Raw genomic sequence first — 10,427 nt, 5'->3', positions numbered from 1 at the left:
CCCTCTCGGGGTGCGGCGATGTCGTGTTTCAGGATGTGCCCGAGTCGCGTGTGGCGGCGTAGATGAGCATGTCGCGTCGGGTGCCGCCGATCTCCTCGTAGCTGTGCAGCAGGCCTTCACGGAAGTATCCGCCGGATTCCGCGACGCGGATCGAGCCGGTATTCCATGGCTCGATATAGAGCTCGACGCGGTGCAGAGTGGGGATGGTCCAGGCGAAAGCTGTCAGGGCTTGTAGTGCGGCCCCAGCGAATCCGCGGCGGCGATGTGCCGGAGAGACCGAATATCCCACTGCCGCTCGGCCTTTCGCCAGGCCCTGCAGCCAAAGACCGATCCCGCCGACAGCGTTGCCGGTTTCGGCGTCGGCTATGGCGAATGAAAGACCGATTCCTGCGGCGTGCCTGCCGCGTTGACGGTGCACCCAGTCCAGTGCCTCGGTAGCGGTCGGGAAAGCGGGCAAGCTCCCGATCAACGGGATGTACGGGTCCGCGCCCATCTCGATCGCGAGGTGGGTGTCGGCTTCGGTGTACTCCCGCAGGATGATCGGGCCGCAGGTCGGTGGCGTGTCGGGCCAAGGTGGTAGCTGCTGTGTCATGTGTCCCCCTAGCTGTTCAGTGCAAGTATGAGGCTCCGTTGACGTTCAGCACTGCGCCGGAACTCCATGTCGCTTCCGGCGAGGCGAGATAGCGGACGGCGGAGGCGATTTCCTCGGGTTGGGCGACGCGGTCGAAGGGGCTCTGAGCGCGGACCTCGTCGGTGACGCGGGACGCGACGCGTTCGGTTGCGACGAATCCCGGTGCCACCGAGGCGACGGCGATTCCGTAGGGGGCCAAATACACCGCGAGCGATTGGCCGAGGGCGTGGACGGCTGCCTTCGTGGCACCGTAGGCGGGATAGTCGGGTTCACCGCGGAATGCGCCGCGGGAGCCGAGATTGATGATGCGGCCGGGGACCTCGTTGTCGATCATGTGACGGGCCGCGCAGTAGGAGACATTGGCGGTGCCGAAAAGGTTGACGTCCATGGTCTTGCGCCACACCTGCTGCCAGTCCGCGTACGAGGTTTTCGCGAGGGGATGCGGAAGGTTCACCGCCGCATTGTTGACCAGCACGTGCACGGTGCCGAGCCCCTCGACCGCCGCCGCGACGATCGCTTCGGCCGCTTCTGGCGAACCGATATCCCCGTCGACGAGGACATGCCCGTCACCCGGCAACCGCCGCAACGTCTCCTCGGCATCGGCCCGCCCGGAGGAGTAATGCACCGCCACCCGGTCGCCGCCTTCGGCGAATGCCACCGCAATCGCCCGCCCGATCCCCCGCGAAGCACCCGTCACCAACACACCACGACTCATCCCGCTACCCTGCCACGAGCATCCCGCTGCTCGCACGGTTGGGCCGAGTGCATGAAGAGGACGGACTTGTGGAGCTAAGCAGCACCTCCGAGTACCTCACGCAGCCGGACTGCGAAACCGGTGGGGTCCTCGACGAATCCGGTGTGTCCGCCGGGGAATACGGTCGGAGTCACCCCGATGGCTTCGCCGAGTGCCCGCGACGTGCGGTCGCAGTGCTGGGCGGTCGATTCGGAACCGATGCCGATTACGATGCGGGCCGGAGTCGATTGCAGCACAGCGATATTCGGCTCCCACGTGGTGGTGCCGCGCAGCTCGTGATCGAACCAGTAGCGCTCGCTGGCCAGTTGGCGCGGGTCGCGTTCACCGCCGAACACCTGCTGTAGCACCGGTTCGGGCATCATGATGTTCGCGTTGGCCATGAACTTGCGCCATGCGCCGAGCACATCCCCGCTGCGGTAGGTGGCGATCACGTCTTCGGTTCCGGCGCGCACCTGGACGCGATCGTCGAGGAGTTCACCCAGCGGCGGTTCGTGGGCGATCACGGTGGTGACCAGGTCCGGCTGGGATTGGGCCAGTGCCAATGCACTCACAGCGCCGCCGCTGGAGCCGAACACCACCGCGGGGCCGATGCCGAGATGGGTGATGAGGCAGGCCAGGTCGTCGGCGCGCAGCTGTGGTGTCGAGTCCTGCTCCGGGTCGTCGAGCACGCTGCCCTGATGGCCGCGCGGGTCGGTGGTGAGCACGGTGCGGTCGGTGGCGAGTAGTTCCGCCAGCGGCGCGAAGGCCGCTGCATCCATCGGTGCGCCGACCAATACGACCAGTGGTCCGGTACCGCGCACCTCGTAGTGCAGTCGCGCCTCGGGCACGTCCAGGCTGTGCGTGGTGGCGGTCGAAGTCGGGGTCATCAAGATCTCCTCGAACAAGTAGTCATGGATCTGCCGAGAATGTTGACCGGACTGGCCGCACGAATTAATCGGTCCGCCACCAACTTTTATTGCCCTCCGGAATCTCGCGTCGAGCTGGACGACATACCAAAAGGAGTGCCGCTACCAATCGCACGGGGATCAGCAAGATGTCACGCGGGGCGATCTCACCGTTGTGCGCGTGCCCCTGAGCATGGAGCGAAAGCCCGGCGAGTTCCGAGTGTCCATGCACAAGGACGCAACCATCGCGGGGCTGTTCTTCCTGGAGGCCGGGGCTCCCCTCCCCTAGACGCGCTGAACTGCTTGCGGTGAACCGCACCTCGAGCACATCGTGACCGCAACAACGGAAGGGTGCGCGTCTCGACCGGGCGGTGGGTAGGCCGAGCCGAGGTCAACAAGCACGAGGCCGAGCGCGGCGGTCCATCTTTCGAAAACCATTGGGAATCCCCACAACCCGCGCTAGTTGAATACGCGACTTCACCGATCCGGACCCCCACTTGTGAAACCTAGGGTTATTAGGTTATAAACTAGGTAACCTAGCTCAGGAGAGGAGGTGCGATGTCGCCACGCGCCGGGTTGACCGCCGAGCGGATCACGCTGGCGGCAGCGGAACTCGCCGATGAGGCCGGTTTCGACAACGTCACCGTCGCCGCGCTGGCCAGGAAGTTCGGCGTCAAGGACGCGAGCTTGTACTCACACATCAAGAACCTCGAAGACCTGCGCAACCGGGTGGCGATGCTGGCAAGCGACGAGAAGACCGACCGTATTGCCGCGGCGGTGGCCGGGCGCGCCGGTCGGGATGCGCTCGCGGCTTTTGCCGACGAGTGGCGCCGTTACGCCCTGGAACATCCCGGCCGCTATGCCGCCACCCAGATGCCGATGGACCCCGCCGTCGCCGCCGAATGGACCGGTGGCTGGCGGGCGATCGACCTGACCTACGGGATGCTGCGTGCCTACGGCCTCGACGAACCCGATATCACCGACGCGGTTCGCCTGTTGCGCAGCACTTTTCACGGTTATGCCAACCTGGAGGCGAGCGGCGGTTTCGGCCACGCCCGCTCGACCGCCGCCTCCTGGGGCCGCATTATCGACGCCCTGCACATCACTCTCACCCATTGGCCGACCGACGAGAAAGCGAAATCGCAGTGAGATCCGAAACCCTCGCAGTGCCCGGCGCCACCCTGTATTTCGAGGTGCGCGGTAACGGCCCGGTGCTGCTCCTGCTGCCGGGCAGTGGCGGCGACGCCGGGATTTTCGACCCGATCGCCGATGCTCTCGCCGAGCACTTCACCGTCGTCGCCGCCGACCCACGCGGGTACTCACGCAGCGTCCTGGATGTTCCCGAACCCGTGGACCAGCGGATGGACGTGCTCAGCGACGACGCGTACCGTCTGCTCGAACACCTCACGCCCGCAGGCGAATTCGCCTATGTCGCCGGCGTCAGCGGTGGCGCGGTCGTCGCGCTCGACCTACTCGCCCGCCATCCGGAACGGCTGCGCCTGGTCGTCGCCCACGAACCGCCGTGCTTCGCGGTCCTGCCGGATGCGGACGCACACCGGGCGATGGTCGAGGAGGTGGTCGAACTCGCCCGTGACCAGGGACCCGCCGTCGCAGGCGGGCGCTTCATGCGGGCTGTCGGCGTCGCCTCGAAGCCGCTGCCCGATGCGGCCGAGGTCCCGGCCCGCACCGCCGAAATGCTCGGCCGTCTCATGGGTAACGCGTCGCTGATGTTCGCTCATGAACTGCGCGCGGTCACCGATTACCGTCCCGATACGGCCGCGCTCGCCGCTGTCGTGGACCGCCTCGTGCTGGCCGCGGGTCGGGAAACCCGTGGCCAACTGCCCTATCGGACCGCGGAAACCCTCGCGACCGAGTTGGACCGACCGCTGGTCGAGTTCCCGGGTGGGCACAGTGGCGTGCGGGAAGCTCCGGCCGAATTCGCTCGTGCTCTCTTGGAGGCGCTGACGGTCACTGCCGATCGCTGACCCACGCGTCCGCGGGACGCAGATGTTTCGAACGATGCTGAACGTGTACTACTCCTAGCGCACGGCGGAAACGAAAGTGCACGCTCAGCATCGTCGAGCCAGTCAAACCCGCTGCACCGGAACGTATTCCGACCGCCGCAATCTGGAACCGACAGATACGTCGAAGCTGCCCGTGTAGCCCTCGCGCATTGCCACCACATCGAGCACCTCCGCGACCTCGGCAATTCCACCGGAACCCGGCAGGAACGCCCATATCGACCACGCGAGATACAGCACCGTCCCGCCGATGACCGCGACCCGCGGCCGCAACCACCGAAGGTAACGGCCGCACCGCGAGCGGTCGTCCTCCCACCGACCGATTCGCACTCCGATCGGATCCGTCTCGAACAGCTACCTCCGGCGTATTGACATCACACCAGGTCGGCGACCTCCAAATAGAGCTGCCGCTCGACGGCGATGTCGACGAGGAAGCCTTCCCGGCCGCCCGCGGTATCGGTCGCATGGAACGCCGCCACCGCGATCTCGCCGACCCGCAATCGCTGGCCGGCGAAGTCTCGCTGCCCCAGGATGATCGGCTGCGCCTGGTCGAACACCAACTCGGTGACATCGACGGACAGCGGGGCGCCGAGCAGGTCGGTGACGGTGCCGGGGATGAGCCGGGCCGAGACGATTTGATCGAAGCTCGGCCGCCGCCTGATCCGGTGCGCAACATACATTTTGCCCTCCCGGCCGAAGCACAGATGGGTCAGCAGTTCCGCACTGCGCAGCGGATGCGGATCGAGGTGGGTGAAGGACACGATGTTGCGCACGGTAGCCACGACGTCACGTGCGATCACGATGCCCCCGCGCTCCAGATGGCCGCGAATCAGGTTGCCCCGAAACGTGGTTCGCGGATGATCCGCGCGCGGATCCAGGTCGGTGAGCGCGAGGTCCGCTGGTTCGAAGGCATGGCCGCCGCGGAATCCGGTGCGTCGATCGGCGCCGAGCGCCCGACTGCCGCGCTCGTCCAACCCGATATCGAGCAGCACCTGAAAGTCGAACGGTGAGAAGAACATCGGCCGATGCGAGAAATAACAGTCGGTGCCGGTCCCGAAGACCACCATCCCGTGTGTCCCGACCGTCGGCGCCGACCGATATGGACCCGCATATCTGGCCGTATATCTCGCCGTCCTGGTGAACATCCCGCTCATGAGGACGCTCCTTTCTTCTTCCCCTCCCCTAGCCTGGCCCGAGTACATCCCCGTGCCACGAGTGTCCGGCTACTCGAATCCCCGACCCCCGCTACTCGGCCTCCCCGATCCGATATGCCCGCTTTTGTTCCACGATCCTCCGATCGCGCCGCCTCGGCAATCGGTCATGACCTGGACATATGGGTCGCCGGTAGATGCCCTGGCGAAAAGGTAGCGCAATACCAGCTCAGCACCGAGGCACTCGGCGGCCGTGGGTCTGCCGATAGGCCCCGGTGCTGCGGCTGCGAGGTCAGTTGTACGACTTGGTGACGCTGTCGATCAGGTGTTCGAGGGTGTCGATCGTGGGTGTGTCGATCACGTCGATCACGTCGCCGGGCACCGGGATGTAGTTATCGGCGGCGACCTTGGCGAATTGGCCGGGGTCGCTGGTGCGGAAACCGTGTTCGGCGGCGAGGCGCTGCAGGTCCGGGTCGGTGGTCAGCAGGCGGCCGATGCGATCGCCGGGCGCGGTGAGGGGCACCAGGGTGTGCTGGGAGACCACCGTCGGGGACGGGTAGGTCAGCACCATGCCGGGTTTGATCTGACCGCGGACGGTCGCCTCGACGAATTGGGCTTCGTAGATCCAGACCATGGGTGTCGGGCCCATACCCGTCGCAAGGTACTCGCGGAACGGGCCGTCGGTGGAGTTCTCGGTGTAGCCCTGGCGCACGAACAGCCGCGACACCGTGGGCAGCACGGCCTGCTCGGCGGCCGGGCCCTGCACGATGGTGTTGTCATTGGCGACGTGGCTGGCGATGGCCAGGTACATGGCGGCGGAGTTGGAGGTCCGCGGGTCCGTCGTGGAGACCAGGATGTTCTTGTGCACCGGGTAGACGGTGTTGTCGCGGAGTTTGTCCCATTCGACATCGTTGCGCACGAGTTCGAGGTACCGGGCCATATCGAAGGTCGGGACCGGCCCCGGACGCACTACACCCGCCGCGGTCAGCAGATCGGCGATGGGCTGGAAGGTCGCGATCGCCATGGGCGAGGAGAACGGCGTGTACTTCGTGCTGATATTGCGCGCACGCTGAATCCGTTCCGCCGCAGGCGCACTCGACGGAAACGCGAAGTCGTACTTCCCGAGATCGATGGAGGTGGCGATCTGCCGCGATCCGGCCGGATCGACCTTCACTTCGACACCCTTGCGGGCCAAGGCTTCCACGACGCGCGGGTCTTCGAAGAACGCCATCTTCTCCGAGCCGACGACACCGTGCACCGTGGTCAGGGCCGCCGTCGCGCTGGCCGGAGCGGGCTGGTCGGGCTGTCGCACCGCGAACGCGACCACCAATGCGAGGACGACGACCACAACCGCCGCCGCGAGCGCCATGAGCCGCTTGTCGGCGACCAGGTTGCCGCCGGACGCCACGATTCGGCCCATCCCCCGCGCCGGATCCGGCTGCTGACGCGGGTTCGGTTGCGTGGCAACGCTTTCGGACTCGGCCCCTGTTGTCGATGCCGCTAGCTCCCGGCGCGCGATCCGCTCGATCAGAATCGGGACGAATTCCCGGACCGGATGGCCTTCGAACCGCTGCCGCGCCGTGCCCACCACGCTGTCGACCTGATCGGCCGGGTAGTCGTCGACCAGGCGGTCGGTCAACCGCTGAATTGCCTGCTCTTCGCGGACAGTAACGACACCCACCACAGTCTCCTCGGCGTCACATCGATCTCCGGTCGCGACAGCACCCCGCCCCTGTCCGCGCCGCCGAACCCTACCGAAATTTTTCGGTCGGCATTACACCGGTGAAACCCCCCATTGCTGGCGGGTGAGTCCCATTTCGACTGTGCCCGTACACATGCCGCAGACCACTACACACCACCGCAGCCCAGGTCAGGGTTGGGAATTGCAGCCCCGATGCCATCTCATCGGCGCTCCGCACCACCCCGGACCGCTCCCGGACTCACGCCGAAAGTTCAATGGGCCATTCACCTTTCGCCACCCAACGTTGTCCATACGTTTCCTCAACTCGCGCGTCGCCGGGATGGCTGGAAGTCGTTCACGAACAGGCAGGCGGATGTCGCGGTCGGTGATGGCGTTGTCGACGGTGATGGCGTCGACCCCGGTACAGGCCGCTGGTCAGCAGGATAAGGGCGCCGTTTCTCGACACTTCGGTCGAGGATCGGGCGAACTCGCAGCACTGCGCTGAGTGCTGCCGGTGACCTGGGCCAGTGCCCACACAACCAGTGCGGACAGGGAACATGCTGCGCCGACCCAGCAGGAAGCCGACCATCCCCAAGTGCTGTATGCCCAGGTGGTCGTGATCGCGCCGAGAGCGGATCCGAGGGAATAGAAGGCCATGTAGGCGCCTATGACGCTGCTGGCGCGGTGCGGGTGCGCTGCGGTCAGCAGGTGTTGGCTACTGACATGTACTGCCTGGACGGCGAAGTCGAGCAGAATGATTCCGGCGATCAGCAGCCACAGGGTCGCGTCGGTCCGGGCGATGAGCGGCCAGGAGGCGGTGAGCAACGCCAGTGCGGAACCGGTGATCGCCTGTGCGTGACCGGAGTCGGCCCAACGTCCCGCGCGGGCGGCGCCGAGCGCTCCGGCCAGGCCCGCCAATCCGAATAGGCCGATCTGCGTGGTGCCGAAGTCCCAGGGCTCGGTGCCGAGTGGGAGCGCGAGGCCGCTCCAGAGGGTTCCGAAGGACGCGAAAACGAAGAAGGCGATCAGGCCTCGGCTCAGGAACAGGCGATCGGTGCGCGCGAGCCGCCCCATCGATGCCAGCACCTGCGCATAGCGTGCGCCGGGAGCTCTACGGTCCGGGGCGAGCGTCGCGCGAACGGCGAGGGCCAGCGCCACGCAGAGTACGGCGAGTAGCGCGTACACGGCACGCCAGCCGACCGTGTCGCCCAGGACACCCGCGAGGACGCGGACTCCGAGGATGCCGATCACCACACCGGAGGTGGCAGCGCCGATGTTGCGGCCCCGCTCGCTCGGCGCGGAGACGGCGGCGACATAGGCGACAGTCACCTGAACCACAACCGCGAACAGACCTGCGACCGCCAGCCCCGTCACCGCGATGGCACCGTTCGGGGCGGCGGCCGCGACCGCGGCCCCCGCGGCGATGAGTACCAGATGCACGGTGATGAGTCGACGACGATTCAATACGTCTCCGAGGGGGACCAGCAGGACCAGCCCAGCGAAGTAGCCGATCTGCCCGGCGGCGACCAGCCCGCCCAGCGACTCGCGCGCCAAGCCCAGGCCGGTGCCCGCAGCCTCCAGTACCGGCTGGATCGCATAGATCGTCGATACGGCCACCGCGCACACCAGCGCCAGGACGAATCGCTGCGGCCTTGTGACTGTTGTAGCCACCACACCTCCCGAATCAGTAGCAAAATGCAACCATTTGAGAGTAGGTAATAATGGTTTCGAATCGCAACCGATTGGGAGGAGGCCCATGACCCCGAAGCTCGGTTCCGGCCGCGAGTGGACCGATCCCACGTGCCCTGTCGCGCGAACTGTCGACCTCGTGGGCGACCGGTGGAGCCTGCTGATCGTGCGCGACGCAATGGACGGGGCGGCGACGTTCACCGAATTCCAACAGCGGCTCGGGATCGCCCGCAACATCCTCAGCGATCGCCTGCGCAGGCTCGTCGACCATTGCATCCTCACCACGAGCACGGCCCCAGGCAGCAAGCGGCACACCTACGAACTCACCGAAACCGGACAGGATCTCTTCACCATCGTTGTGGCGTTGCGCCAATGGGGAGAACGGCACACGTTCACCGACAACGAACACCATTCGACACTCGTCGACCGTCACGGCAGCCCCGTCGCCCAACTGCGCACCGAAAACCGCGAGGGCAAGACCGTCACCGCGGCGACCACCAGAGTTCGCAAGGTGGGCGAACACGACGCCTCGGTGGCAGAAGCGTGAACGGCGCGACGCACACCTTCGGGGCGGAGACCCGGTGTGTCGCGCGGTGCGTTCGTTTGCGCGAGGCATCGAAGGTGTGCGGGAACCCAGTCGGTCGGCTGGTGACAGGTATCAGCCGACACATTCTGCGCCGCAACCATTTTCGCCACACACGTGGGTAGCCGACAAAGCTGAGCGGCCGTGGTTATGGGGCGATCATGGCCTGGATGTCGGGCAGGTTGCCGATCCGCTGGGTCGTGGGTCGGCCCGGGGCGTCGACTTGGGATGAACCGGTCGCGCGGAGTCGGGCCCGTACCTCCGACGGTGTCTTGCGGTCGGCGGCTGCGGCGGCCAAGCCTTGGTAGCTGGCGATGGAGCCGACGACGATCGGCGATGCGCTCGAGGTTCCGCTGAAAGTGTCTGTGTACCAGTAGTCTTCGTCGGCGCCGCCCTGCAGGTCGCCGTATCCGGTGGTGGTGACTTCGAGCCCCCAGCCCTGGGCGTCGACGCGAGATCCGTAGTTGGAGAAGGCGAGTCGCGAGCGTGCGGGTCCGTGGTCGCGGCCGTGGAATCCGGGTGGCGGGGCGCCCGCGCCGACCAGGATGGCGCCGGAGTCGGCGGCGCCGCCGCGGAACGGGTTGCGCCATGAGGTCGGGAAGTCGGTGGGTCGGGTGTCGTACAGGGCGCTGTCGAGGTCTTCGGATCCGTTGCCCGCCGCGCCCACCACGATGACGCCGCGTCCGATCGCGTATCGGATGGCCGCCCAGTCGTCGGGCCACCATTCGATCGCGATGTATCCGGCCTGGTCCTCTCGGTTCTGGAAGTTGTGGCGGGGTCCGGGCCGGTGCAACTCGAGCAGGATGATGTCGCCCGCGCTCAGTGCGTCGGCCGCGGTCCGGATAGCGGCCGCGGAGCCCGCGTCGAATACCGAGACCGCGCGGATGGCGGCATCGGCGGCAATGCCGGTGATACCGAAGGTGTTCACATCACCGCTGATCTCCCCGGCCACCGCGGTGCCGTGATTGCGCCAGCCCGCATCCGCCGACGGGGCACCGCCGATCACACCGCCTTGGTTCGCCAGCAGGTCTTC

General features: G+C 66.6%; 11 protein-coding genes. 3 read left to right on the top strand and 8 right to left on the bottom strand.

Going from position 1 to position 10,427, the window contains the following annotated elements; translation table 11 throughout:
* Window positions 1-28 precede the first annotated feature (28 nt).
* From ON44_RS15070 to ON44_RS15060, 3 genes are all read right to left on the bottom strand, one after another.
* Entirely contained in the window at window positions 29-592 is a 564-nt protein-coding gene (locus tag ON44_RS15070; protein WP_040690420.1) for a GNAT family N-acetyltransferase, read from the bottom strand.
* A gap of 16 nt (window positions 593-608) precedes the next feature.
* Window positions 609-1,346 carry an SDR family NAD(P)-dependent oxidoreductase gene (locus tag ON44_RS15065; protein ID WP_040690418.1) on the bottom strand — a complete coding sequence of 246 codons (738 nt, stop codon included), beginning with the start codon at window positions 1,344-1,346 and terminating at the stop codon, window positions 609-611.
* A gap of 74 nt (window positions 1,347-1,420) precedes the next feature.
* Window positions 1,421-2,251: an alpha/beta fold hydrolase gene (locus tag ON44_RS15060; RefSeq protein WP_040690466.1), complete on the bottom strand. Its 831-nt coding sequence runs from the start codon at window positions 2,249-2,251 to the stop codon at window positions 1,421-1,423.
* A gap of 576 nt (window positions 2,252-2,827) precedes the next feature.
* On the opposite strand from ON44_RS15060, the gene ON44_RS15055 reads away from it, so the two are divergent.
* A complete protein-coding gene (locus ON44_RS15055; RefSeq protein WP_040690416.1) occupies window positions 2,828-3,418 on the top strand; it encodes a TetR/AcrR family transcriptional regulator in 591 nt (196 codons plus the stop codon).
* The gene (locus tag ON44_RS15050) at window positions 3,415-4,254 is read left to right on the top strand and encodes an alpha/beta fold hydrolase (RefSeq protein WP_040690413.1); all 840 of its coding nucleotides are present in this window, start codon (window positions 3,415-3,417) and stop codon (window positions 4,252-4,254) included. Before ON44_RS15055 ends, ON44_RS15050 begins: the two co-directional genes overlap by 4 nt.
* Before the next feature lie 102 nt (window positions 4,255-4,356).
* Here the strand turns inward: ON44_RS15050 and ON44_RS15045 are convergent, their stop codons facing one another.
* The 4 genes from ON44_RS15045 to ON44_RS15030 form a co-directional block, all read right to left on the bottom strand.
* The gene (locus tag ON44_RS15045) at window positions 4,357-4,563 is read right to left on the bottom strand and encodes a hypothetical protein (RefSeq protein ID WP_157187163.1); all 207 of its coding nucleotides are present in this window, start codon (window positions 4,561-4,563) and stop codon (window positions 4,357-4,359) included.
* Between the two features lie 101 nt (window positions 4,564-4,664).
* Window positions 4,665-5,444 carry a hypothetical protein gene (locus ON44_RS15040; RefSeq protein WP_157187162.1) on the bottom strand — a complete coding sequence of 260 codons (780 nt, stop codon included), beginning with the start codon at window positions 5,442-5,444 and terminating at the stop codon, window positions 4,665-4,667.
* Between the two features lie 289 nt (window positions 5,445-5,733).
* Window positions 5,734-7,122, bottom strand: coding sequence for a three-helix bundle dimerization domain-containing protein (locus ON44_RS15035; RefSeq protein ID WP_245567161.1), 1,389 nt, complete (start codon window positions 7,120-7,122; stop codon window positions 5,734-5,736).
* Between the two features lie 435 nt (window positions 7,123-7,557).
* Window positions 7,558-8,793, bottom strand: a complete 1,236-nt coding sequence (locus ON44_RS15030) for an MFS transporter (RefSeq protein ID WP_051182053.1) — start codon at window positions 8,791-8,793, stop codon at window positions 7,558-7,560.
* A gap of 85 nt (window positions 8,794-8,878) precedes the next feature.
* On the opposite strand from ON44_RS15030, the gene ON44_RS15025 reads away from it, so the two are divergent.
* On the top strand, window positions 8,879-9,358 hold the full coding sequence (locus ON44_RS15025; RefSeq protein WP_040690410.1) for a winged helix-turn-helix transcriptional regulator: 480 nt from the start codon (window positions 8,879-8,881) through the stop codon (window positions 9,356-9,358).
* 184 nt (window positions 9,359-9,542) lie between these two features.
* Here the strand turns inward: ON44_RS15025 and ON44_RS15020 are convergent.
* On the bottom strand, window positions 9,543-10,427 hold an 885-nt coding region (locus tag ON44_RS15020), incomplete at its 5' end, for a S8 family serine peptidase (RefSeq protein WP_040690408.1).

Origin of the sequence: Nocardia vinacea NBRC 16497 (genome assembly GCF_000308835.1) — a bacterium.
In the GTDB taxonomy this organism is placed as follows: Bacteria; Actinomycetota; Actinomycetes; order Mycobacteriales; family Mycobacteriaceae; genus Nocardia; species Nocardia vinacea.
This window is presented reverse-complemented; position numbering and strand designations above follow the sequence as displayed.

Excerpts from the sequence above, each read along its gene's own strand:
- ON44_RS15025 (WP_040690410.1), top strand. The coding sequence starts at position 8,879 with ATGACCCCGAAGCTCGGTTCCGGCCGCGAGTGGACCGATCCCACGTGC.
- ON44_RS15065 (WP_040690418.1), bottom strand. The coding sequence starts at position 1,346 with ATGAGTCGTGGTGTGTTGGTGACGGGTGCTTCGCGGGGGATCGGGCGG.
- ON44_RS15060 (WP_040690466.1), bottom strand. The coding sequence starts at position 2,251 with ATGACCCCGACTTCGACCGCCACCACGCACAGCCTGGACGTGCCCGAG.
- ON44_RS15070 (WP_040690420.1), bottom strand. The coding sequence starts at position 592 with ATGACACAGCAGCTACCACCTTGGCCCGACACGCCACCGACCTGCGGC.
- ON44_RS15040 (WP_157187162.1), bottom strand. The coding sequence starts at position 5,444 with ATGAGCGGGATGTTCACCAGGACGGCGAGATATACGGCCAGATATGCG.
- ON44_RS15055 (WP_040690416.1), top strand. The coding sequence starts at position 2,828 with ATGTCGCCACGCGCCGGGTTGACCGCCGAGCGGATCACGCTGGCGGCA.